Source organism: Flavobacterium sp. Sd200 (genome assembly GCF_009826935.1).
In the GTDB taxonomy this organism is placed as follows: Bacteria; Bacteroidota; Bacteroidia; order Flavobacteriales; family Flavobacteriaceae; genus Flavobacterium.
The window spans coordinates 48,913-72,634 of record NZ_WUMN01000004.1 but is presented as its reverse complement, the minus strand read 5'-3'; the positions used below and the strand labels follow the sequence as shown (position 1 = coordinate 72,634).

Here is a 23,722-nt window from a genome sequence, read left to right as displayed (position 1 = left end):
CCATGCGCAGCATAACCGCTTTACTGGCTACATTATTTATACTGCTTTCAACAACACAAAAAACTTTTTCACAGGAGTTTCAATTATCCGACAAAGCTTTTGTAAGCCTGCTAACCTGTGGACCGGGCAACGAACTTTACTCGGTTTTTGGACACACGGCACTACGCATTAACGATCCGGTTACAGGAATCGATGCTGTTTTTAATTACGGCACTTTTGATTTTGACACGCCAAACTTCTACTTAAAGTTTGTAAAAGGCGATTTGCAATATTTTGTTTCGGCAAGCTCCTATCAGGACTTCGTTTACACTTATCAATATTACAATCGGGATGTTTATGAACAGAGATTAAACCTTTCGCACGATCAGGTTGAACACATAGCCAACAAGCTGCGTATTACCTTAACCTCTAACGACCGTTTTTATACCTACAAATATTTTGAGCGCAACTGCACCACAATGGTTGCCGATATATTAGACACTTATATTCCCGAAAAAATAGCCTTTAAAACCAAAGATAAAGGCAAAACATATCGTAAGGTTGTTACCGAATATCTAGACAACGCATTTTACGAAAACCTCGGTATTAGCCTTATTTTTGGATCTCCTACCGACAGGCCAATAGAAAGGTTATTTTTGCCGGAGCAACTGCTCGAAGGGGTAAGCAGCACACAAATCGCCACAGGCTCATTAGCTCAACCTGTTGTAACTGTTTACAAAAGTACGGCAACACGCAAAGCATCGGCATGGAATAATTATTATACCTATATTATTGCCTGCCTTGTTTTGCTTTTTTTATCGCGCAATAAAATTGTACACCGCACATTACTGGCTTTATTAGGCCTTTTAGGATTGTTTTTTTACGTTGTGGGTGCCTACTCCTTTCATGCCGAAATATCATACAATTACAATGCATTGCTAATTAACCCGCTGTTTTTAGCTATGCTGTACTTTATTTTTACAGGAAGGGCAACAGCCGCCAAATATACAGTATATACATGCTTTGGGTGTATAGCAATTTATATTGCAATTTTATTGAATAAACCGTACCTTGTATTAGTGCTACCGCTTATTGCTTTGATATCAGGCTTACTTATTAAAGTAATAAACCCTCAGATATTTAAAGTAAAAACAGCCTAATAAATTTTAACAAATAAAGAAAGGTTTCTTATTTTTGTTTTACAACCTTAAACAAAATCAACTTGTTTTTTTTCAGTAAACCTAAAAAAAGTTTAGCCGACCTTATACCCAATGGCTATGTAGATATACATTCGCATTTAATGCCGGGCATCGACGACGGTGCTAAAGACAATGCTGATACCCTAAAACTCATAAACACGCTTAAAAGCTATGGCTTTGCACAGTTTATAACTACTCCCCACGTGCTTACAGGAGTATGGAATAACACACGGGAAGATATTATTGGTAAAGAACAGTTTACTAAGGAGTTATTAAGTACAAATGGTGTAGCAAACAATTTTAAGGCTGCCGCCGAGTATTTAATGGACGATACTTTTTTAAAAAAGATTGATAGCGAGCCTTTGCTAACACTTAAAGACAATTACGTTTTGGTAGAGATGTCTTACTTAAATGCCCCAATGCAACTGTATGAAATTATATATCAATTGCAGCTGGCAGGCTATAAACCCATATTAGCACATCCTGAACGTTATTTATTTTACCATTTTAAGTTTGACGAATATTCAAAACTAAAAAAAGCCGGTTGTCTTTTTCAGCTCAATTTATTATCTGTAACAGGATATTATGGCAAACCTGTACTTGATATCAGCCAAAAGCTTTTAGAGCAGGACATGATAGATTTTACAGGCTCAGACACACATCATGACCGACATACCGAAGCCTACAAAAACCCTGTGCTGCTCAAAAAGCCAGATTTGTTAGTAAAGCCATTAAATAAAAATTCCCTCTTTAGCATGTAAAGAGGGAATTTTTTATTTAGCCCCACAGCAGGGATTTTATTTCCTGCCGAAAAGTTTATCTTTCCAGGTTTTAGGTTTCTGTATATCCGGACCATAACCGTAGCCATAACCGTAACCGTAACCGTAGCCATAACCATAACCGTAACCATAGCCTTTTTCAGATCCTGTATCATTAAGAAGTACAGCCATATTTGGCAATTTACCATCTCTATATAATGACGCAGGTATAGAAAGCATTCTTTTATCTAAGTGGTTAGCCCTAGCAACATATACAAAAGCATCTGCATATTTAGCAAGTATAAGAGTATCTGTTACAAGGCTTACAGGAGCTGTATCTACTACAACATAATCATATTCCTGTTTTAATTTTGCAAACAGGTCTTCTACTTTTTTACCCATCAGCAACTCTGCAGGATTTGGAGGTATAATACCCGGAGGCAATACATAGAAACTATCAAAGTTGTCAATTTTTATAATATAGTCTTCTATAACGCCGCTTTTTGATGACAGGAAATTTGTTAGACCTTTAGAAGGCACATCAATATATTCATCCAGTTTAGGATTTCTGACGTCCATAGCTATAAGTAGAACTTTTTTACCTGTAAGTGCTATAGTTGCCGCAAGGTTTACAGATATAAATGTTTTACCTTCTTTAGGTATTGTTGATGTGACAAATACCGTTTTAGCATTTTCAGATTCCGGCAGGGAATTTAATACGAATTCCAAATTGGTTCTTATTATCCTTAACGATTCTGCCGTACTCGACCTGCTATGATTATTGATCAGCTCTTTGTTAAACTCAGTTTTAGGTACATCACCCAGGAACGGAATACCAATTGCCTCGATATCTTTACGTGTATGTATTTTTGTATCTAAAAGGCTTAAAATGTAAATTGCAAGCACCGGCATTACTGCCCCAATAAACAGTGCAAGCATATATGTCATGTTCTTTTTAGGCGATACAGGAGACGGGTTTGCATAAGCCGCATCTATTACTTTAGAGTTTGGAGCCGTTACTGCAAGCGTTATGGCATTTTCCTCTCTTTTTTGAAGTAAATAAAGATACAATGCTTCTTTAACTTTTTGCTGTCTGTCAATAACCCTAAATTCTCTTTCCTGCCTTGGCACTTCACCAATTTTTCCTGAAAGAATATTTTCCTGACGCTTAAGGTCGCGTTGGGCAATTTGCAGCGATGTTTTAAGATTGTTCAGGCTTTCCTGAATAGTAGACCTTAAGCCTTCTATCTGCCTTTCAAAATTTATAACCTGTGGGTTTAATTCTGTAGAGCTCTTTTCTATGCTGTTACGAGTTAACACCAACTGGTTATACTGATTGATAAGCTCAGCTGTTTCTCCTTCGGGAACAATGTTTGCAGGTATAACATCAGAATTGCCACTGCCTTTAAGAAAATTGATCATTGCCTCAACAACTTTCAATCGTGTTGTGGTTTGAATTACATTGGTTTCATAAGAACTCTCATTGTTTATAAACAATTGCGCTTCAGAAACTATATCTGTAACTTTATTTTTCTTTTTAAATGTTTCAACACCAAACTCTACCTCACCTAATTCTGCGCTAATAGAATCGAGCCTTTGATTAATAAACTTATCGGTTTTAGTTGCTACAATATTTTTATCATTAATAGCATCTTCATTGTATTTGGTGATAAGCATATTTAAAAAATCGACACCTTTTTCTTTCACAGGGTCAATAACCGAAAGTGTAAGTACACTACTTGCTTTTTGGTTTACAGGTTGTATTTGTAAATTACCTCTGTAAGAAGCAGCAACTTTTGCAAGAGGCAATAATCTTACAGTAACTAAATTTTTTAATGTTTGATTAAGCGGCTTGCCAGAAGCAGAGGTTACCACCATACTGCCCAACTCGTTTTTTATTTCTTTACCAAATTCGTAGTTACCGAGACTGTTACCTTCAACATCATAAAGAGCGAAATCTCTTTGAGATAGTATTTTAACAGTTACCTCATATCCCTTATCTAAAAAGTCTTCATCGGTATTAAAGAAGTTAACAACTATAGGGCTGTTCTTGTATACTTCTACCTCTTTAAAATTACCGGGAACAAAATATGCTATATTAAACTTAAGCTCCTGTACCGTTTTTCTTACAAGAGTACGGGCTTTTAATATCTCAACCTCATTGTCAACATTGTTCTTTACCCCATTCATTAAACCAAGATCGCTAAAGGCAGAAAGCTCTGATGCCATACCTCCCTTTTTGTCGTCTTTTATTAAAATAGTTGCAGAAACACTGTATTTTGGCATCGAGTAGCGTAATACAGTAAAAGCTACAAATACACAAATAACGCAGCTTAACACAAACCATTTCCAATAAACAAGATAACGCCAGATTAAATCTCTCAGATTTACATCATTATTAATATCATTATTTTGCAATGATGGGATATTATTCTGCATAAATATATTATCGTGTTAATAAAGCAATAGTGGTTAGTAATAAAGAAAGGGCAGATATGATAAGCGTTGTATTAGGGCCAATAGCCGCTGATTTAACCCTTGTGTTATTCGGTTTTACATATACCACATCGTTTTGAGTAAGGTAGTAAAAGGGAGAGTTAATAAAGTTAGGGTTGCCTATATCAACACTATTGTATGTTTTAACCCCATTTATATCTCTCAGCACAACTATTTCATGCCTTAAACCATAAATGGTCATATCTCCTGCCAAACTCAAAGCCTCTGCAAGGCTAATGCGTTCTCCCTGAATAGTGAAAGAACCCGGCCTGGCAACTTCACCCAATACAGAAACTTTAAAGTTTACAATCCTTAAATTTACAATAGGCTCATTTATATATTTTTTCAGTTCTTTAATAAGATTAGCAACTACCTGTTCTTTTGTAAAACCAGCCACTTTAATTACACCAATTACAGGAAAATTGATATTGCCTTCCCTGTCTACAAGATATGTTTGTAGCTGTTGCTGACCAACAGCACTCGTTAAGCCTTCACCGCCCTTTTGCACACCGGTTACAGGCAAATTAAAAGGCGCAGCAATTAATGGGTCTGGTGCAGATACAATTATGGCCAAAACATCATCTGACTTCAATGTGGTTTCAAATTCTGATTTGCTCTCTTTAGCTGCTGATGCAGTATCGGTTTTAGCTTTCGGATCGCCCTGAAAATAAACAATATCTTTACTGGAGGTACACGATGCAATTGATAATGTAATAAAAACCAGAATCAAAATTTTTTTAATCATTACAAACTGTATATTATCTATTGATATTAACTTTTATTTAAAGTAAGCGCAGATTTTACAAGCCTCTGCAAATATAATTTTTTAATTTTAATAAAATATTATATAAAAACAAATTATTGACTCCCTCAGCACGAACACTTAATCAAGCTTTTCGAATTCAGAATTTGCGCTTATAAACTCAGGCACAAGCTTTTTTATTTCTCTTACTACCTGAATACTATTATATTTTTTTGAATGACGCACCATATCTTTTATACTCTTTGCAACATAATCATAATCTTCGCAAGCATCGCGGCTAATGAGTATATTTTTATTGTGCGTTGGCAACATTTTTGATGTATCTGTCAGGAGTTCTTCATATAATTTTTCTCCCGGGCGTAAACCCACATATGTAATCTTCACATCGGTCTCAGGTTCCAGTCCTGCCATGCGTATCATTTTAATGGCAAGATCTAAAATTTTTACCTGTTTACCCATATCAAAAGTATATATTTCTCCTCCCCTTCCCATTGCACCGGCATCTAAAACCAACTGACAGGCTTCTTTAACGGTCATAAAATACCTTTTAATTTCAGGATGGGTAACGGTAATATTACCTCCGGGCATAATTTGTTTTGCAAAGACCGGTACGACAGAACCATTAGAACCCAACACATTACCAAAACGCGTAATTAAAAACTTAGTGTTACTATCTTTAACACCTTCAGTAATGTATGTGTGCAAAGCCTGTATGTATTTTTCGGCTACACGTTTACTGGCTCCCATTACATTGCCCGGTTTTACAGCCTTATCTGTAGAGATCAGAACAAATGTACCAACCTGATAACGCAATGCCATATCGGCTACATTTTTTGTTCCCATCACATTAACCAGTACTGCTTGTGACGGATTATTTTCCATCAATTCAACATGTTTGTATGCCGCAGCATGAAACACCACATCAGGCCTGTGCTTTTTAAAAACCTGATTTATTGAGGCCTTATTGCTCACATCTGCTATCTCTATATGTATGTTTATATGAGACTTAAATGCCTGCATTTCGAGATCTAAAAGAAATAGCGGGGTTTCTGCCTGATCAAGCAAAATTATATTCCCGGGATTAAAGCCGGCCACCTGTTTAACGATCTCGCTCCCAATGGAACCGGCCGCACCTGTGATTAAAATTGTTTTACCGGAGATAAGACCACTTATCAACTGACTGTCGAGAAGTATAGGTTTTCTTTCCAATAAATTTTCCAAATCATAATCTATTTTGATCATGCAATTCTTTATATATAAACCTTTAGCTTTTTAACTACTAAAGCTTTTTATTTACCAATTCTAAAATTTTTTCAAACTGTTCCTCTTTTGTAAGATCTGAATTATCAATTTCAACAGCATCCGGAGATTTCACTAAAGGAGAGTCTTTCCTTCCTGTATCTATGCTGTCTCTTTCAATAATATTATCATAAACACTTTTGTATGTAACATCATTTCCTTGCGCTTTAAGTTCTTCAAAGCGCCTTTGGGCTCTTGTTTCCGCCCTGGAAGTCATAAACAATTTTAGTTCGGCATCAGGAAAAACAACGGTACCAATATCCCTTCCATCCATTACAACTCCTTTATCGCGCCCCATAAAACGTTGCTGCTCTACAAGCTTTTCCCTAACCTCAGGAACTTTAGCTACCTGGCTAACCAATTCAGAAACTTCCATCTTCCGTATAGCACCTTCAACATTTTCCTGATTCAAATACATTTCGCTTAGCGAAAGCTCTTTATTAAAAAAGAAGTTGAGATTAATGTCCGGTAAATCTTTTATGAGTGCTTCTTTATCAAAAAACGACAAAGAAATATATCCCTTCCGCAAGGCATACAGTGTAACTGCACGATACATTGCCCCGGTATCTACATAAATATAATTCAGCTTTTTAGCCAATTGCTTTGCCAGTGTACTTTTACCGGTAGACGAAAAACCATCTATTGCAATAGTGATTGTTTTATTCAAACCTTTATTATTAATGTTATGCCACAGCAAAACTACAAGAAACTAATTAAAAAACTTTGACATTGCCTTGTAAATCCTCTGCCTTTCATACTCTCCTAAATTAGAGCCTGACGGAAGACACAACCCAATATCAAAAAGTTGTTGGGCAATATCCGACCCATAATAAGGATAGTCTTTAAATACAGGTTGCAGATGCAGCGGCTTCCATAAAGGCCTTGATTCTATATCTTCTTCATTAAAAGCAAGCCTTAACCCCTCTGCCGTTTTACCTCCCGTAACTTCAGCATCTATCAATATCGTTGTTAACCAATGGTTACTAAAGATGCTATCATTTTTTTCTTTATGTACTTCTACCCCGTTAATTGTATTAAAAAAACTGGCATAAAAGGCATTCATATTTCTCCGCCCAGCAACATGATCATCAAGCACAAGCATCTGCCCCCTTCCTATACCTGCACAAACATTGCTCATGCGATAATTATAACCTATAGTGCTGTGCTGATAATAAGGAGCATCATCGCGGGCTTGTGTTGCTAAAAAAACTGCCTTATTTTTTGTTTCAGCATCACGGGTAATTAAAGCGCCACCGCCAGATGTAGTTATTATTTTATTTCCATTAAACGACAAAACACTTATATCACCAAGTGTACCGCAGGGTTTATCATAATATTTACTACCTAATGCCTCGGCACTGTCCTCTAAAACAGGTATATTATATTTTTGGGCAATACTATTTATTTCATTTACTTTATAAGGCATGCCATATAAATGCACGGCAATTATAGCCTTTGGCTTTTTTCCTTTTGCTATACGGCTTTTAACAGCATCTTCAAGCGCGTTGGGACAAATATTCCAGGTCTCCGGCTCGCTGTCTACAAAAACAGGGGCGGCTCCTAAATAAATTATTGGGTTTGCCGATGCCGCAAATGTAAACGACTGGCAAATTACTTCATCGCCTTTTTGAACTCCCAGTAATATAAGCCCTAAATGCAACGCTGCTGTGCCCGAAGATAATGCCGCAGCATACACATTAGCATCCAAATAGCTCTCTATATCTTTTTCAAAACCTGTAACATTAGGCCCTAAAGGAGCAATCCAGTTGCCATCAAAAGCCTGCTGAACAAAATTTTGTTCATTACCTCCCATGTGCGGCGATGAAAGCCATATTTTAGTCACGATCAATATAATTTACAGCTAAAAATAAGCTTTTAAATTAAACCTTTACATTATATTAAAAATAATTTAGGTTTTGTTTGCTGCCGACAATTGTGCAAAGAATAATTTTAAAATCATAAAGCAATGAACGCTTTTTTAAATATTCCATATTGATGCGCACTTTATCAGGAAATATAACCGTGTCATTATACCATAACGGATCCGGCACATTTGCCAGTATCTCTTCTTCGTTGGCATATTTTAAACTTGCCGGACCTGTAAGACCGGGCTTTAACTTAAGCAGTTCTCTTTCCGGCCCCTCAAGTTTGTCATAATACCCCGAAAGGTCAGGACGTGGCCCCACAAAACTCATATCGCCAACGATTATATTAAAGAGCTGCGGCAATTCGTCTACTTTATACTTACGCATAAAGCGCCCCAATGGTGTAATAACCTTTATATCAGGTTGTATATTTTTTATAGACCTGATCTTATAGATAGTAAATATTTTTCCATATTGGCCTACCCTAACCTGGGTAAACATTCCGTTTTGTCCTGTAGACAGTGTTGCTGCAATGAAGAAAACAAGAATTATACTACTGAAAAACACGAGGCATAACAATGCAAATAAAACATCAAATATCCTTTTTGCCATATACCAGTATTTATGTTGCTAATAGGCTTTTTCTTCTCCCTTAAAAATATTCCAAACTGTAAGGTAAATTATTTTTATATCAAGGAAAAAACTCCAGTTTTCCAAATACCATATGTCATAGGCAACACGGCTCTTAATATCAAAATCATTTTCAATTTCGCCCCTGTAACCATTTACCTGAGCCCAGCCTGTAATACCTGGCTTGATAAGCTGCCTTACAAGATAGTTATTTATAATTTCCTGATATTGTTCGTTTTGAATACTCATGTGCGGCCTTGGCCCTACAATAGACATATCTCCTTTTAAAACATTCCAAAATTGAGGAAACTCATCTAAGCTGGTTTTCCTTAAAATACGCCCGATAGGTGTAATACGGGAATCTCCCTTTTTAGCCATTTGCTTATCAGAAACTGCATTTACATACATGCTTCTAAATTTATAGCACCAAAACTCCTTACGGTCTCTGCCCAACCTTTTTTGCTTAAATAATACAGGGCCTTTAGAACCCGTTTTTATTAGTATAGCAATTAAAGGATATAGCCATGAGCATATCAGTAAAAGCACCATAAGGCTGAAAACAATATCGAATGTTCGTTTTATAAATTTATTATGGGTCTCTTCTAACGGTTCTTTTCTTAAAGATACTGTGGGGATATTACCAAACTGTTTAAATTCATAGCGGTTATAAAACTGAAAATGGAAATCAGGTATTATCCTCACCCTTATACCAGCCTTGTCTACCACATAAGTAATATCTTCTATTTCCTGTATTGTAATGCCGGGTGTAGCCACAATAACTTCATTAATAGGCCTTGTTTTTAAAAAAGCGCCAATACCATCTATTTTACCCAGGTAAGGACCTATTAAAGCCTCTTTGTCTTCATTGTCAAAATATCCAACAACATCATATCCCAAATGTGGGTTATTTGTAATAAGATCATAGAATTGTTGTGCAGAGTTTCCATGGCCAAGAAGAATTACGTGCCTTAAATTATATCCCTGGCTTCTTAAAAACAGGACAAGCCTGTGTATAATATACTTTTCTGTAGCAAAGCAAAAAAGCAATGTTGCCGAGTAGATAAATACAAAGTTTGTTGGCAAAAACTGTTGCGAAAAAAAAGATACAACAACAACAGACAGGGCTAATAAAATTATACCTTTCAGTGTTTTGTAAATTTCTAACGAAAACCCGGGTCTTACCCTGTGCTCATTATATAATTTATTAGATGTACCGCTAAAAAACCACACAAATAATAATATAATGAGCAAAAAAAACTTAGCCTTAAAATTATAGGCGAAAGTAAGTGGCTGCACGCAGTATATACATACAATGTATGTAAGCGCAACCACAGAAAGGTCTGCAATTAGCCTTACTAAAGATATTTTATTTAAATATTGCTGCATTTGTAGGGATAAGCAAATAAAATTTTTAAATTGATGGGAGGCTTGTGAACTAAATAGCAAAGAGCTACTTTAAAATTGATGCAGCTTTTAAGAATAGTTTTTTTTCATACGGCACAATAATTAACTATGCAGTAAAGTTCATCATTTTAAATTGAACTACATCAAATTTTAAATTATTTTTTAACACTTTTTTTTTATTTCAATCATAGCGGTTTCATAACATTAGACAGCTTTTGTTCAAAATCTTTTAAAATTCCCTCCTTGCTCAAATATAACTCGGCATATTTTCTTGCATTTATTTTATATTCAGTCAGGTCGCTGTTTATGGCTATATCTATAGCATTATGCAATGCGGCATTGTCTTCCGGCTCTATAAGTATACCCATATCGTGTTGTTTTACTACGGTGTACAAAGAAGTGCCCGGCTCTGCAGTTACAATGGAGCATCCGCCCGACGCCAAAATACCTGTAAGTTTACTTGGCATTACCAAATCTGCTGCTGATTTTTTTTGAAGAACCAGGTGCACATCGGCAGTTGCCAGCAAAGCAGAAAGCTTACTGTAAGGCTGAAGCGGATAAAAGCGCACCTGTGTCAATCCGGCATCTTTAACCATCTGTTCAAGTTTTTCCTTACCTCCCCCGGAGCCTACAATAAGGAAATATACATCAGTTCTTTCTTTATAAGATTTAGCAACGTCTATAATAACCTCAAGCCCCTGCTTTTCTCCTAAATTGCCCGAATACAGTATAACCTTATCAGTATTACTTAATCCAAACTCACTCCGTAATGATTGTTCTTTAGACAAAGGCATTATGTTTTTTTCGTCTACCCAGTTAGGAAAAAGCATTTGTTGCTCTACAGGTATGCCTTTGCCACTTATTTTGAGTTGCATACCCAAACTTATAGTAGAGACTTTAGCACTCTTTTTAAGTATAAAGCGCTCCATGCCAAACATTATGTTTAAAAACGTTTTATTTTTTATCATTCCAAGCTCTTTGGCAGCATCTACCTGTAAATCCTGGATATGGGTTATCATTGGAACCCCCTTTAGTTTAGAATACAATAAAGGTAAAATCCCTAAGTGAAAAGGTGGTGCAATACAAAAAACAACATCTGCCTTTTTTTGGAACAGCAGCTTAAACCATATTGGCACTATACCCAAAACAAATGAAAATTCATGTATTATCCTTTTTACAGATGTTACATTTTTAGGCACATACAAAGGTATCCTGTTAACTTTAGCTCCGTCTATATTCTCTGTATGCCAAAGTTTTCCTTTATACTTATCATGAACTTCCCATTCAGGATAATAAGGCACCGCTGTAACTACTTCTACATCATGCCCCTGTCCGGAAAGCCAACTACCCATTTCGCCGGTATATTTACCTATACCGGTAAGCTCAGGGCTATAATTTATACCAAAAATTAAAATTTTCATTTACTAAATATTCTATGTAAATTTTTATGTATGTACATACCCACCACGCCTCCAAAAAAGTTAAACACTACATCATTAACATCAAATACCCCAACGTTAAAAATATATTGTGCACTCTCTATGGTAAGAGTGGTTAACAGAATTATTAAAAATAACTGCTTGTTTGATATTTTTTTAGAAATCAAATAATAGATCGCTCCTGCTAAAGGTAAAAATATGATTACGTTACCTAATATGTCTGACAGCACATTGTATCTGGCATTCATATCTAAATCGGCATAAGGGCGAAAATTCTGCATAAACCTAAGGTTAACCCTCGCCCTGTAATCGCTCAAACCATTGCGCCTTCTTGCAAAGAATGTTACATAAGACAGCAGTGCAAAATAAACAATGCTGCAAAATTTTAACACATACTGTATCACTCTTTCCTTCAAACCTTCTAACTATAAAACCAATTATAATTGATGTTACACTAATGGTTTCAACTATCTGCGCAACAATTATCGTTTCATTGCTTTTTACACATATTATTGTGTTTTAAGCAAATTATCAAAATATTCTATTGTTTTGGTCAAGCCTTCTCTTAACTGTACTTTAGGTTCCCAGTCAAGTTCTTTTTTAGCCAGGCTGATATCCGGCTGCCTTTGCTTAGGGTCATCCTGAGGCAGCGGCTTGTATGTTAGTTTAGACGAAGAACCTGTAAGTTCTATTACATTTTGTGCCAGCTCGAGCATAGTAAACTCATGTGGGTTACCAATGTTAACCGGCCCTGTAAATCCTTTTGGAGTTGCCATTAATCTTATAAATCCTTCCACAAGGTCGTCTACATACTGGAAAGAACGTGTTTGCTGGCCATCACCAAAAATGGTAATATCTTCTCCTTTAAGAGCCTGAACTATAAAGTTAGAAACTACACGCCCATCTTCAGGGTTCATATTTGGACCATAGGTATTAAAAATCCTAACGATTTTTATATCTACATCGTTTTGATTGTGGTAGTCCATAAAAAGTGTTTCAGCACAACGTTTACCCTCATCATAGCATGAGCGAATTCCTATAGGGTTTACATTACCCCAATAGCTTTCAGGTTGCGGGTGTACATGCGGGTCTCCATACACTTCACTTGTACTTGCCTGGAACACTTTAGCATTAACACGTTTAGCAAGACCTAACATATTTATTGCCCCCATTACAGAAGTCTTGATAGTCTTAATAGGGTTATACTGATAATGCACAGGACTTGCAGGACATGCAAGGTTGTATATCTCGTCTACCTCAATAAAATAAGGTTCAGTAACATCATGCCTTACCATCTCAAAGTAAGGGTTATCTAATAAATGAACTATATTTTGTTTAGAACCTGTAAAATAATTATCAAGTGAAATTACTTCGTTTCCTTCATTTAAAAGTCTGGTACAAAGATGTGAACCAATAAATCCGGCACCACCAGTTACGAGTATTCTTTTCTTCATATTTTTATAATTAATTTTTGTTAAAAGTATAATAAAATAAAGCAATCAACAATTAAATTTCCCTCAAAAGAGCATTAATATCACTTGCCGGTTATGCTTTTTAAACTGCAATTTTATAAACGTTCTGTATGTATTTTTTAATTTTTTCTTTATCGTCTCCACAGGCTTTTTTAATCTCATAAATTTTGGCATCTACAAGAGTCCTGTACCACCAGCCCTGTAAAAAATGCCACAAAAAACCTTCCTTACCTTCAGTAAAACCAAATTTAAAAATGTACCTGTAAACAAAATAAACAAAAGAACGCCAAAACAGTTTCATCTTAGCATATTTCAGCTTTTTGTCTCGTTTATATTTTGCTTCATCTGTTACTTCAAATTTAGCTGCACTGTCGTTTTTTTCAAGAAAATCATATTCTACATCCAGCAGCTCTATTGCCTCACGTATAGAATAATTATTGTGCTTATCTATCCACCAACCTAAAGAATTAAGATTGTGGTCTACAAAATAATGCTCAAAATGAGTTGTTTCACCTTCTGTAACAACAATATGTTCGTCCATCCATCTGTCTTCACAAACCGCTTTGCCACACCTGAACATTCTCAAAATATTCATTTTAGGCATTCCTTTGGTTATCAGCTTATCTAAGAAATACATCTTCCTTTCAAATATTACTCCCGAAACAGCAGCAGAAATATCTTTCACTTTACTGTGCAGTTCATTAATAAGACTGTCAGACAGGTATTCATCGGCATCAAGCCTGAAAACCCATTCGTTTGTTATAGGAAGATTATTTAAACCCCAGTTAAACTGTTTAGAGTGGTTATTCTCCCATTTATTCTGATATACTATTGCTCCTAACGATTCGGCAATCTGTTTAGTATTGTCAGAAGAAAATGAATCTACCAAAAAAATCTGGTTCGAAAATTTTTTCGCATTAATAATGCAGCGCTCGATATGTTTTTCCTCGTTGTATGTAAGGATTATCGTTGTTATATTAAGCATTTTCTTTTACTATTAATATCCATATAACAGAAATTATATACTGCTAAGAATTTTCGATGAATCAATCAGTTATTACTCTTTCTTTTAAAGGCTTACAAGGATGCCCGGCGCAAACAGTCCATGCCGGCATATTTTTGTTTACTACGGCTCTTGCCCCAATAACTGCCCCCTCTCCTATGGTAACACCGGGATGAATAAAAACTTCGGCAGCCACCCAGGCATGAGCTCCAATAGTAATGGGTGCTGTTACCAACGGATGTCCTTTTTTTGTATAATCATGGGTGCCTGAGCATATGTAACTGCGCTGCGACACTATAGATCTGTAGCCTAATGTAATTTTTCCCTGAGAATACAGGTCTACCCCATTTGCAACACCACATTCATCTCCTAACTCTAAATTCCATGGTGCCCAAATTTTTACAGCCGGATAAACATGTACATTTTTACCTACTTTAGCTCCAAATATTTTAAGTATAAAAGACCGCCATCCATGAAATGGCTTTGGCGAGTATCTGAAAAAAACAATGTATGCCACTCCCCAAACAAGTCTTGCGAGCCTGTTTTGTAAAGAAAATGATGCACCTGTATAAGTATTTGTATTAAAATCTGCCATTAGATAGTTTTAAATTTTGCTCACCATTTGTAAAGCGGCCTGTTCTATAGTAAATTTAGCTTTATAAACTTCGAGCGCATTGTTGCCCATTGCCTTTTTCTCTTCATCCGGCAAATTGCTCCAATCAAAAAGTATTTTATAAGTATCTTCTTCAGTATCATTGCCAATTAAGCCAGCATTTCCATTGTCGATTTCCCGCCAAATATTAACCTGCTTACTAATTAATACGGGGCTTCCCGTTGCCATAGCTTCTACTACCGAAATGCCAAAATTTTCCTGATGGCTTGGAAGAATAAATGCTTCACAATTATAGAATGCTCCCCACTTTGAATTTCCGGAAAGCATTCCCGGAAAAATAATGTTACTATCTTTTTCGGCAAGCTTTTTAATTTCCTGTCCAAAATCAGTGTCTAACCCTGGCCCCGCAATTACTAAAGGAGCTACGTCTATATTATTATCTTTTAATTTTAAGTATGCTTTTACCAGTAGGTCTACCCCTTTCTTTTCGTGTATCCTACTCAGAAACAAAATAAATTTGCTGTCTTTTAATTGAGGGCACTTTTCTAAAAATGCTTCGGTCATTGCAGGCATGTAAACCGGGGGCTGCTGTATTCCATAGCCCACGTTCAGTTCCTGTTCCGGTTTATAATCATTAAAGGTTTGCCTTGCCAAAATCAATTCTTCCTGACAGGTAAATAAAACACCTGTAGCACCGTTAACAGCTCTTTTTTCAAACAATTTCCAAAAAACAGAATTGCGTATTGCTTTAAGTTTACGCTCCGGAGCTTTTTGAAAATACGGATCCAGCATGCCATGCGGCATTACATAAAGCTTTGGTGCGTTGCCATGCTTTGATTTATATTTTTTCCAGGCTTTATATGTTCCAAAATTATTATACAGCCATAATCCGTGAATAATAACAGCATCAAATCTACTAAAGTTATCTAAAAGCCATTGATGCAATGATGGACAGTATGCATATGGGCCTTTAGAAGGACCTATAGCATGTATTTTAAAACTATCATTGCCTAAAAAACCGGCATCAGGGCTATCAAAACACACAACTTCATTGTACACACCTATCTTTTCCAGCGCAGGTATACTATTCCTTATACCCTGGCATGGCCCTCCGTTTTCAGGATTCATAGATGTTATTACACGTAATACTCTCATAACTTAATTATTTATACAACAAACCCTGTATCACGGCTAAAGTATTTAGCATTTTTATCTATATCCAAAATAGGCTTCGCAGGATTACCTCCATACAGCTTCCATTCCTCGGTATAAGCTTTATTAAGCAAAGACTTAGCTCCTAAAACAGAATAGCCCGGCAAAACAGCTCCTCCAAGCATTACTACATTAGTACCTACAAAACAGTAATCACCAATTACAATTTGCTTACTGTCCTGCCTGTTATCATATACATTTATTGAATGACTGAGAAATTGAGACTGATACCCTGCAATAGTAACAAATTTGCCAATTATAATAGGGCTTGTGCAGTCTATATGATGATTTTTAGTTATGGCACTATGATCTCCAATACTTAAAATTGATTTCCTCTCGGGCTGGTGTTTAAAGTGTTTGGAAGCAGTGCCGGTTGCAAAACCTGTTATCCAGTTGCCACGCCCAATAGATACACGCTCACCTAAAATAATTTCGTCTAAATGCACTGCTGTATTAAAATGTCCTATGCGGCTGTTTGGCCCCATAGTTAGTTTTTTAGGATAGATCCATGATAAACCAATATGGGCTGTTTTATGAATTTCATACTTATAAAAAAACTTAAGCAAATGTCTTTTTATAAACATGGGCATTAAACAAATAAATAACTTCAACAGTTTATGCATAATATTATATCGTAAAAAAGTTCAAATATGCTTTGATCATAACGTCAGTATCAAAACGTTTTGTGTTCTCAAAACCTGAAGCTACTAATCTCTCAGCTACACTTGGGTTAATTATTTCTAAAAATTTAGCTGCAAAACTATCTGCATCATCAGGGTTTGCATATAAAGCACCATTGCCTCCTACTTCGGGCATCGGCTCTAAATGACTTGCAAGCACTGGCGTACCACATGCCTGAGCCTCTATTACAGGCCATCCAAAACCTTCTGAATAAGACGGAAAAACAAATACCTGAGCTCCACAAATTAAGGCTTCAAGATATTTATGGTCAGGCTTTTTAATTTCCACAATTCTGTCTGTAAGATTAAGTTCCTGTGCCAGTTGCTTCAGTTTACTATCCATGGGTTGTCCTGTAAAACAAATAATACCATCCCATTTAGCACCAAGTTTATCAACCATTAAAAGCAACATCTTTCTGTTCTTTCTTGGCAAATTAGATCCAACATGAACTATATATGGCTTATTAATTAACCTTTCCATGTTATGTTCCCTCAGCTTCTGTTGCCATTCTTCCTCTTTAAGAGACACAAAACCTGCATTAAAACCGTTATGTATAACGGTCCAGTTAGGTTTGCTTTTACCGTTGTTCAGATCGGTAAGCTGATTATGTGTTAAATGCGAAACCGATGCTATTTTATCTGTTTTCAGCAAATTTTTCAATATACTGTTTTGCAGCACTTTTCCCATAGCGGAAGCCTCACAGTAGGCATCCTTAAATCCTAATGCCCCTCTTATGGCCAGCACGTCATGACAGGTAATACTTGTTCGTGATTTAGGCAGCGGATTTAGATATGCCGAATTGGAGTGATCGCAAATATGATAATGATATTCTTTACTTAAAAACAGTCCCCTGAAAAACAATACAACAGGAAACAGCAACCATTTATCAATATACCCCAGCCATTTTCCAAAACCGCTCAGTGTGGTTTTAGGTATGTATCCAAAAAAAACTGTGGGACGCCAAACTGTAACCGAAAACCCTGATTGCTTAAAACCGTCACGCAACATGTTTGTAAAGCGTCTCATGCTTTCCTGCCTGTCAGGAGTATAATTATCTATTAATATAATTTTCATAATAATATTAAATGTCCATTGCTGTTATCTCAGCATTAATTAGCCTTCAACATGTTATTATTGCGCAACTCGTTTATAATTGCATTACACACATCTTCATTTCCGGCTTTATTTAAAAGTATCCTTTTTCTTCCGTTCAATTTTATTTCATCAATAAGCTCCGGTTTATTCAATATTTTTTTACATTCGGCAATACACTCATCGGCATTATCCCAAAATAAAGCTTCAGTGCCTTCATTATACATTGCTGTATGTTCTGTAGTTCTCTCCGCGCACAGCAGCCCGCCTATATAAGGTATTTCTAAAGAACGTGTAGTATGCAAATCACGGTTTCCTTTAGAGAGCATTCCTAAACAAATTTTTGCTCCCTGTATGGCTGCAACATAATCACGTCCACCCAGAGACCCGCCTTTATAACTGCCTTTTAGTTTATCCCACAGCGGAGATTTAGGCCATCTGTCTCCCCAAATATTTACAGGTATACCCGCTTCGATCAGTTTCAAAATAAACTCGTCCCTGTTTTCATTACGCATCCATGTACCAATAAATGCAACATCCGACCTGAATTTCTCAGGTATCTCTGCAGCAGAATCAAAGGGTTTATGAGCTACTTCATCATAAGACATATTGACCCTTATTACATTCTTTGCTCCTAAAGCTTTAAACTCTTCTACATTTTGGTTACGAACCACAGCACAAAGATCATAATACGGTATGGCATTAAGAAGGGTTTTAAACCTGTTTCCGTCTCTGCCTCCTGTAGGGTCATCATTATGATATAATATTACCGGAACACCTTCCTTTTTTAATTCCTGTACACATTTAGAACCAATGAGCTCGCCGGCGTTTACCCAAATTAAATCGGGCTTAAACTCACCAGCAAGTTCCTTTTTCAGCCATTTAAACATGGTGTTTTGAAATAGGGCATAACCGGTATGAAAATGTACTTTGCTTAATATAGGATGCTTAAGTTGTTTACTAACTGCATTTTTAGGGTTAATGATGTGCACAGTATGCCCTAACCTTTGTAAAGCAGTTGCTCTATGATAAGATGTAGAGGATTTGCCGTCATCCCCGATATATAGAATATTCATTTTTAAGCATATAATTATTTAATACCTATACTATTTATACTTCCTTAATTATTTAGAAGATTTTGACAAACTATTAATGACATTTTTACCCCATGTGATCGATGGTGCTTCTGTAATATGAAAACTAGCCCATGCTAACAACAAAGATGATACTGTACACACCAAAAATGTTATAGCATTACCTTCGTGAAAATACATACTGACAAACAATAGCGATACAGGGTGCCATAAATAAAACGAATAAGATATTTTACCCATCCATTTTAAAATATTGCTGCTCCATGTTTTTACAGGAGAAAAAATAAGACCACCAAAAAACACAAAACTTATTACAGGTAAAACAAATCTTTGATATTGTAAAGACATTGAATCACTCATGAAAACCAACGGAACGAAACATAATAAAAGTGCGATAAATGTAACAGGCGTACTGCTTAAAAACTTAATCAGTCCTTTAGGTTTTAAATTATAGTAAAACTCTGCCAGCACCATACCTAAAACCCATTTCCACAATAGTGCCACAGAGGTATGCTGATGCATGATTCTTTCAGGACCCGGTACCGTAAACTTTGCTGATAAAACAAAATAAGCCAAGCCTATTAGAAGAGTAACACCCAATACTGTCCAGATAGAATAGCGCCTGAGCATCCACCATAAAACAGGATATATTATATAAAAATGTACCTCTACTATAACCGTCCAAAAAATGGCATTTATATTCTCAAAATAATGTGTAAAATAGGTACTTATCATTGTAATGTGCGCAAATAAGTTACCAAAGTCTTCATTAGAGATCATGTTAGACTGAAAATACTTACCCAAAACATACGAGAATATTAAACAAACCAAAAAAGGCGGATATATCCTGAAAAAACGTCTCATGAAATAGTTTTTCCATGAAACAGTATTAGTTTTTTCAAACTCCCTCCTTGTACCGCTATGAATTAAAAAGCCGCTTAATATAAAAAAGATAGATACACCCCAAACTCCAAGAACATCTGCCCTTGCACCTAAAATGCCTAATGTTTTAGTGTTATAATATAACTGTATAAAATGTATCAAAAATACGGCAAGAGCTGCAATCCCCCTAATTTCATCAAGAGGTCCATAAGTATGGTGGGTAACAGTTTTAGGTATATTTTTTTCCATATATAGTTTAATTAAATAGTAGCAAGGGTGTTTGACGGTTTGTTTTTAATAATTTTAAAAAATAATAATGCTTTATATACGAGTACCCAAAACAAAAATGACCTAAGTGCCACCAGCCACGCCAATGGCGAACTCTCTCCAATTGAGGCCATAAATAGTTCCTGGAATACGCAGATACTTATACTTATATATATACCCTTTAACTTAGAATTGTATGAAAGGGTAATTATCAGTTTCCATAATGAATACAAAAGCCAACCGTAAAAAAGGATGCCAAACCACCAAAACTCCGTATAGGCAGTTAGGTATAATGAATCGGAGGTGTCTTCTTCATCATCCTTACCAATCTTAAAGTGTTTGTACAAAAGTGTTTCCTGTGTAGGATAATCGCCCTTATTTTTAATCAGAGGTCCGGGAATAACCCACACGATTGAGTTTATAAGATTCTCACCCAAAGTATACGATGCAAACTGCTCAGGATATTGCAAACACATGGCAAGTGGTGTAGCAACGAGCGGCCTCGAAGCAAGGTTGTTTGTTGTTGTTTCTTCTTCCTGCTCCAAAATTTGCGACGATGAATTGAAACTCTTCCAGGCTGCAGGAAGGAAGTCAATTGCACTTGCTGTTTGCCATTCTGCAGAGGCATTCGCACCCCTTAAAAAGTTACTGAACAGTAGTAGCTGGGATATAAACGGATATAAGACGACTACTATGATAATAATTCTTTTTAGTTTTGGACGTATTCCAAGGAAAAAGCAATACCAAAAACCAAAAATGATTATGGAGAAAACCAAGGGTCTTCTTCCTTGCGAAAAATACATATAAGTGGTAATAAGAATAGAGAACACTAGTAATGCCCAATATATCTTATTACTGTTTTTTAATAATTTTATTAAAAGGATGGCATTAAGCAATGTTATTACCGGTAGTATGGATCTGAACAATACATACCAAAACGGCAGCTTACCCTCATCATAGCCCTCTACAACAATGTTCCTCTGCCCTACAACTCCGGTAAGTATCATTAATAACGACAGTCCTGCAACAACTGCAACACACCTTACAATGTGTGAAGTAGATACGAATTGAAAATCATACAGCGCTTTGCAAAACCACATTTCGAGTTTTAAAACTTTTTCCTGAGACCCCAAATAGCATATAAATGCCCCAAATAAAGACACATATACGATAGCCAAAAAGTAAGACTCAATGCGCATGCCTCCGCTCATAAGGGTACTGAGAGTAGACTCAATAGACCTGTTTAGTGAAGAATAGTGGATGTTGGCTGCTGACAACCAGCCTGCATTTTGAAACAGGCATAAAAAGACTGCTCCTAACCTAAGCATCCTTACCATTTCAAGGCTGTTGCCTAACGCATTCCATAACCAAACAGAAAGTACAACCGTACCAAAACCTGCTGCAATGAGGCCCAAAACTTCTAACTGACCAAAATAAGCAACTAACCATAATGGAATAGTTATCATTATGGCCTGAGTAGGCGATTGTATTTTATTTACATTAAACTGCATTCAGCATTTATTTATTCAAACTTGCTACAAGTTTCCCCATCAAATCTCCATAATTGTCCCATCCTCCAAAACTTTTTACCTTTTCTATAGCCGAAAAAGACATCTCTTCCCTCAAAACAGGATTATCGCTTAGTTGTTGCATGTATCCTGCTATCAGCTCCGGGCTTCTCACCGGAACGATAAAGCCCTGTTTACCCGGATCGATCAAATCCTGAGCACCTGTATTACTACTGGCAATAACCGGACAGCCACAGGCCATAGCTTCACCCTGCACCATGCCGTATCCATCTTCTAAAGAAGGAAATAAAAATACAGATGACGTGCTGTATAAATGGGGCAACTCTGCATTAGGAACTAATCCTTTAAAGGTTACATTTCTTAAATCCTGCCCTACGAGCAATTGTTTAATTTCGGGGGTCATACCTCCAATAACCAAAAACTCTTTGGTAGGGTTTTTAAGTAGCTGAAAAGCCTTAAGTGCATCCATAAAACCTTTACGGATACTTACGCCCCCTACCCAAATAACCCTAAAAACATTTTTATCAGGTTCGCCAACTTTGCTAAAACGCTCTAATCTGGCACCATAAGATATTTTTACCAGCTTTTCGGCCGGAACGCCTTTATCTATAAACGACTTTCTTACAAACTCTGAAGGTATTGTAATTTTATCAGCCAAACTATATTCTGCTTCCTCTTTATCTATAACTCTCGGGTCTACACCTTTAAACTTATATCCCCAGCGCTTATATTCTTCATGCAATACCTCGTCCTGAAAACGGATATGGGAAGAGCCTCTGTCGCAAATAAATTTACCACCCAATTCCTGCACTTTTTTCCCGCAAATAAGGCCACTGCTCGACAGTGCTATAAGCACTGTTGGGTGTGTAATTTGCGATGCAACATATTTATCCATAGTTTGCCTGGCAATCCACTCCCATTCTTTATTTAATACTTCCCATTTATCAAGATGCAATACAGTTCTTTTCATGTATGGGGTATGAAACCACGGAAATGTAATGATCTTGTCCTGAGGTATTCCTGGTTCATCCTTTAATTTAAACTTAGGATAGCCGGTGTAAATGCTTTCCAGCAACCCTAAGCGTTCCATTTGCCTTGCAAGATGAAAATGATGAAAACGTCCTATAGAAACCTGAGTTACCTTCATGCTATTTATTTAAAAATTTTTCCCAAAGGGGTTTAGAATAATCCATTGAAAATTCTTCCTGCTCCTTAGGCCATTTGCCTTGTTTAAAATTATTTACAACCTCTGTCATTATAGGGTCATTCGCCTCTCCATTAGATATTATATGCAAGGTATTGCCAAACTTTTTATCTATTTGGGTATGGGTCAAAACGCCTTTATCAATCGCATCATTTATTGCTCTTTCTAAACTAAAATACAAACTATATTTTTTAGAATCAAAGATATCCTGTCTGCGATATATACGGGCCGCTATTTGTATTAAAGACAGTTTGGGCAATACAATAGGAAGCTTTGACCCATAAAGCTTTTTCCTGTTTATAAAAAAGCCACGGCTCGACACAGTATGCCCCGGCAGAGGGTTACGCGGTGGGCTAACTATATCGTACTGATCAAGAAGTTTTATTGCCTCGTTGGTAAAACCATTTTCATAAGTAACGATATCGCAATCACATTTAAGCATTATATCATACTTAGCTTTATCTATAGCATATAAAAAAGTATAAATTGGCGAGCCATTTTGGCAACGCACCGGGCTTCCTTTTTTAAACCACTTCCTTGAAATTACTTCAAGTTCTGAATAATCCAGGTTTAAAACTTTAACCCTCGGATCTATCTTTGTTAACTCATTTAATTGCCCCAAAATATCTTCAGAGGTATACTGCTGTTTGTGCAATTGTTTGATGCGTCCCGAAAGTTCGTTATTATCATAAATCAAAAGCAACTCTCCAAGATTTTCGTCAAATACTTCTAACCAATGCGGTATGATATTTTTAATCCTTGGCAAATCTGCATTCGAGATATTCGTAGCTATTGATATTTTCATTATTTCTAATTTGTCTTAAACTATCGTATAGTAATT

General features: G+C 36.3%; 22 protein-coding genes. 2 read left to right on the top strand and 20 right to left on the bottom strand.

The genetic code is table 11. From position 1 onward, the window contains the following. Positions 1 to 2 precede the first annotated feature (2 nt). On the top strand, positions 3 to 1,139 hold the full coding sequence (locus GR160_RS12170; protein ID WP_160750156.1) for a DUF4105 domain-containing protein: 1,137 nt from the start codon (positions 3 to 5) through the stop codon (positions 1,137 to 1,139). A 62-nt stretch (positions 1,140 to 1,201) separates the two neighbouring features. Beyond that, complete coding sequence (locus tag GR160_RS12165) at positions 1,202 to 1,939, top strand: tyrosine-protein phosphatase (protein ID WP_160750155.1); 738 nt, start codon at positions 1,202 to 1,204, stop codon at positions 1,937 to 1,939. A 36-nt stretch (positions 1,940 to 1,975) separates the two neighbouring features. Here GR160_RS12165 and GR160_RS12160 read toward each other — a convergent pair whose 3' ends face one another. The 20 genes from GR160_RS12160 to GR160_RS12065 all read right to left on the bottom strand — a co-directional run bounded on the left by GR160_RS12160 (position 1,976) and on the right by GR160_RS12065 (position 23,686). Continuing rightward, positions 1,976 to 4,375 carry a polysaccharide biosynthesis tyrosine autokinase gene (locus GR160_RS12160; protein WP_160750154.1) on the bottom strand — a complete coding sequence of 800 codons (2,400 nt, stop codon included), beginning with the start codon at positions 4,373 to 4,375 and terminating at the stop codon, positions 1,976 to 1,978. Between the two features lie 7 nt (positions 4,376 to 4,382). Next, the gene (locus tag GR160_RS12155; RefSeq protein WP_160750153.1) at positions 4,383 to 5,177 is read right to left on the bottom strand and encodes a polysaccharide biosynthesis/export family protein; all 795 of its coding nucleotides are present in this window, start codon (positions 5,175 to 5,177) and stop codon (positions 4,383 to 4,385) included. Positions 5,178 to 5,315: 138 nt separating this feature from the next. Further along, positions 5,316 to 6,437, bottom strand: a complete 1,122-nt coding sequence (locus GR160_RS12150) for a UDP-N-acetylglucosamine 4,6-dehydratase family protein (protein ID WP_160750152.1) — start codon at positions 6,435 to 6,437, stop codon at positions 5,316 to 5,318. Positions 6,438 to 6,474: 37 nt separating this feature from the next. Continuing rightward, entirely contained in the window at positions 6,475 to 7,161 is a 687-nt protein-coding gene (gene cmk / locus GR160_RS12145) for a (d)CMP kinase (RefSeq protein ID WP_160750151.1), read from the bottom strand. A gap of 42 nt (positions 7,162 to 7,203) precedes the next feature. Next, on the bottom strand, positions 7,204 to 8,340 hold the full coding sequence (locus GR160_RS12140) for a DegT/DnrJ/EryC1/StrS family aminotransferase (protein ID WP_370519225.1): 1,137 nt from the start codon (positions 8,338 to 8,340) through the stop codon (positions 7,204 to 7,206). Between the two features lie 52 nt (positions 8,341 to 8,392). Further along, positions 8,393 to 8,971: a sugar transferase gene (locus GR160_RS12135; RefSeq protein WP_160750149.1), complete on the bottom strand. Its 579-nt coding sequence runs from the start codon at positions 8,969 to 8,971 to the stop codon at positions 8,393 to 8,395. 18 nt (positions 8,972 to 8,989) lie between these two features. Then, on the bottom strand, positions 8,990 to 10,375 hold the full coding sequence (locus GR160_RS12130; RefSeq protein ID WP_160750148.1) for an undecaprenyl-phosphate glucose phosphotransferase: 1,386 nt from the start codon (positions 10,373 to 10,375) through the stop codon (positions 8,990 to 8,992). Positions 10,376 to 10,578: 203 nt separating this feature from the next. Further along, a complete protein-coding gene (locus GR160_RS12125; protein ID WP_160750147.1) occupies positions 10,579 to 11,814 on the bottom strand; it encodes a WcaI family glycosyltransferase in 1,236 nt (411 codons plus the stop codon). After that, the gene (locus GR160_RS12120) at positions 11,811 to 12,248 is read right to left on the bottom strand and encodes a VanZ family protein (RefSeq protein WP_160750146.1); all 438 of its coding nucleotides are present in this window, start codon (positions 12,246 to 12,248) and stop codon (positions 11,811 to 11,813) included. Before GR160_RS12120 ends, GR160_RS12125 begins: the two co-directional genes overlap by 4 nt. 93 nt (positions 12,249 to 12,341) lie before the next feature. After that, positions 12,342 to 13,286 (bottom strand): UDP-glucuronic acid decarboxylase family protein, encoded by a 945-nt coding sequence (locus GR160_RS12115; RefSeq protein ID WP_160750145.1) that lies wholly within the window; start codon positions 13,284 to 13,286, stop codon positions 12,342 to 12,344. A 100-nt stretch (positions 13,287 to 13,386) separates the two neighbouring features. Further along, complete coding sequence (locus GR160_RS12110) at positions 13,387 to 14,289, bottom strand: glycosyltransferase family 2 protein (RefSeq protein ID WP_160750144.1); 903 nt, start codon at positions 14,287 to 14,289, stop codon at positions 13,387 to 13,389. A gap of 61 nt (positions 14,290 to 14,350) precedes the next feature. Beyond that, positions 14,351 to 14,902: a putative colanic acid biosynthesis acetyltransferase gene (locus tag GR160_RS12105; RefSeq protein WP_160750143.1), complete on the bottom strand. Its 552-nt coding sequence runs from the start codon at positions 14,900 to 14,902 to the stop codon at positions 14,351 to 14,353. A gap of 9 nt (positions 14,903 to 14,911) precedes the next feature. Next, positions 14,912 to 16,075 (bottom strand): glycosyltransferase, encoded by a 1,164-nt coding sequence (locus tag GR160_RS12100; protein ID WP_160750142.1) that lies wholly within the window; start codon positions 16,073 to 16,075, stop codon positions 14,912 to 14,914. 11 nt (positions 16,076 to 16,086) lie between these two features. Then, positions 16,087 to 16,716 carry an acyltransferase gene (locus tag GR160_RS12095; protein WP_237421219.1) on the bottom strand — a complete coding sequence of 210 codons (630 nt, stop codon included), beginning with the start codon at positions 16,714 to 16,716 and terminating at the stop codon, positions 16,087 to 16,089. A gap of 43 nt (positions 16,717 to 16,759) precedes the next feature. After that, positions 16,760 to 17,887, bottom strand: a complete 1,128-nt coding sequence (locus tag GR160_RS12090) for a glycosyltransferase family 1 protein (RefSeq protein WP_160750140.1) — start codon at positions 17,885 to 17,887, stop codon at positions 16,760 to 16,762. Positions 17,888 to 17,922: 35 nt separating this feature from the next. Further along, positions 17,923 to 18,981 (bottom strand): glycosyltransferase, encoded by a 1,059-nt coding sequence (locus GR160_RS12085; protein ID WP_160750139.1) that lies wholly within the window; start codon positions 18,979 to 18,981, stop codon positions 17,923 to 17,925. 48 nt (positions 18,982 to 19,029) lie between these two features. Next, complete coding sequence (locus tag GR160_RS12080; protein ID WP_160750138.1) at positions 19,030 to 20,130, bottom strand: acyltransferase; 1,101 nt, start codon at positions 20,128 to 20,130, stop codon at positions 19,030 to 19,032. 11 nt (positions 20,131 to 20,141) lie between these two features. Beyond that, a complete protein-coding gene (locus GR160_RS12075; protein WP_160750137.1) occupies positions 20,142 to 21,659 on the bottom strand; it encodes a hypothetical protein in 1,518 nt (505 codons plus the stop codon). A 7-nt stretch (positions 21,660 to 21,666) separates the two neighbouring features. Further along, positions 21,667 to 22,824 (bottom strand): glycosyltransferase family 4 protein, encoded by a 1,158-nt coding sequence (locus GR160_RS12070; RefSeq protein ID WP_202390776.1) that lies wholly within the window; start codon positions 22,822 to 22,824, stop codon positions 21,667 to 21,669. Between the two features lies 1 nt (position 22,825). Then, positions 22,826 to 23,686 (bottom strand): hypothetical protein, encoded by an 861-nt coding sequence (locus GR160_RS12065; protein ID WP_160750136.1) that lies wholly within the window; start codon positions 23,684 to 23,686, stop codon positions 22,826 to 22,828. Positions 23,687 to 23,722 lie beyond the last annotated feature (36 nt).

Coding starts and splice junctions, on each gene's coding strand:
- GR160_RS12080 (WP_160750138.1), bottom strand. CDS start 20,130: ATGGAAAAAAATATACCTAAAACTGTTACCCACCATACTTATGGACCT.
- GR160_RS12070 (WP_202390776.1), bottom strand. CDS start 22,824: ATGAAGGTAACTCAGGTTTCTATAGGACGTTTTCATCATTTTCATCTT.
- GR160_RS12075 (WP_160750137.1), bottom strand. CDS start 21,659: ATGCAGTTTAATGTAAATAAAATACAATCGCCTACTCAGGCCATAATG.
- GR160_RS12100 (WP_160750142.1), bottom strand. CDS start 16,075: ATGAGAGTATTACGTGTAATAACATCTATGAATCCTGAAAACGGAGGG.
- GR160_RS12095 (WP_237421219.1), bottom strand. CDS start 16,716: ATGTTTATAAAAAGACATTTGCTTAAGTTTTTTTATAAGTATGAAATT.
- GR160_RS12135 (WP_160750149.1), bottom strand. CDS start 8,971: ATGGCAAAAAGGATATTTGATGTTTTATTTGCATTGTTATGCCTCGTG.
- GR160_RS12160 (WP_160750154.1), bottom strand. CDS start 4,375: ATGCAGAATAATATCCCATCATTGCAAAATAATGATATTAATAATGAT.
- GR160_RS12105 (WP_160750143.1), bottom strand. CDS start 14,902: ATGGCAGATTTTAATACAAATACTTATACAGGTGCATCATTTTCTTTA.
- GR160_RS12110 (WP_160750144.1), bottom strand. CDS start 14,289: ATGCTTAATATAACAACGATAATCCTTACATACAACGAGGAAAAACAT.
- GR160_RS12130 (WP_160750148.1), bottom strand. CDS start 10,375: ATGCAGCAATATTTAAATAAAATATCTTTAGTAAGGCTAATTGCAGAC.
- GR160_RS12125 (WP_160750147.1), bottom strand. CDS start 11,814: ATGAAAATTTTAATTTTTGGTATAAATTATAGCCCTGAGCTTACCGGT.
- GR160_RS12115 (WP_160750145.1), bottom strand. CDS start 13,286: ATGAAGAAAAGAATACTCGTAACTGGTGGTGCCGGATTTATTGGTTCA.
- GR160_RS12065 (WP_160750136.1), bottom strand. CDS start 23,686: ATGAAAATATCAATAGCTACGAATATCTCGAATGCAGATTTGCCAAGG.
- GR160_RS12155 (WP_160750153.1), bottom strand. CDS start 5,177: ATGATTAAAAAAATTTTGATTCTGGTTTTTATTACATTATCAATTGCA.
- GR160_RS12150 (WP_160750152.1), bottom strand. CDS start 6,437: ATGATCAAAATAGATTATGATTTGGAAAATTTATTGGAAAGAAAACCT.
- GR160_RS12085 (WP_160750139.1), bottom strand. CDS start 18,981: ATGAATATTCTATATATCGGGGATGACGGCAAATCCTCTACATCTTAT.
- GR160_RS12090 (WP_160750140.1), bottom strand. CDS start 17,887: ATGAAAATTATATTAATAGATAATTATACTCCTGACAGGCAGGAAAGC.
- GR160_RS12170 (WP_160750156.1), top strand. CDS start 3: ATGCGCAGCATAACCGCTTTACTGGCTACATTATTTATACTGCTTTCA.